Genomic DNA, 510 nt, shown 5'->3' with positions numbered 1-510 from the left:
CTTTTTCGAACCGTTCTCTTTGTTCCCACGTGAGAAAATCACGGCGCTAATCAAAGCAACAGGAATGATCCACAAGGCTCGCGCCAGTTTGAGCGTGGTTGCAGTTGTCAGTGCCTCTTCACCGTAGGCAGAGGCAGCGCCAACAACAGACGAAGTATCATGAATCGCAATTGCCGCCCACGTCCCAAAGGTGTGTTGGTCTAGGTTTAACGCATGACCAATGACGGGGAAGATGAACAACGCTAGAGAGTTGAGTACAAAAACGGTAGCGAGTGCCAAACCTATTTGTTCATCTTTGGCTCTGATTGCTGGTGCGACCGCAGCAATTGCGCTGCCACCACATATCGCAGTTCCGGATGAAATGAGATACGCAGTCGTCGTTTCGAGTTTGATTACTTTGGCGATGAGTGAGCCAATGACGAGTGTGCCGACAATCGTAGCGATAATTAGCCCGATACCATCTGACGTGACAGACAATGCCTGTTCAAAATTGATGCCAAACCCTAAACC

At 49.4% G+C, this 510-nt stretch carries 1 protein-coding gene; it reads right to left on the bottom strand.

Annotated features, from left to right (window positions below; translation table 11 throughout):
• Positions 1-510: YeiH family protein (locus R7E78_RS30815; RefSeq protein ID WP_318059229.1), on the bottom strand; the 510-nt coding region annotated here is incomplete at both ends.

Source organism: Vibrio sp. YT-19(2023), assembly GCF_033337395.1.
The sequence above is the reverse complement of the archived record's forward strand: the minus strand, read 5'-3'. Positions and strand labels throughout refer to the sequence as shown.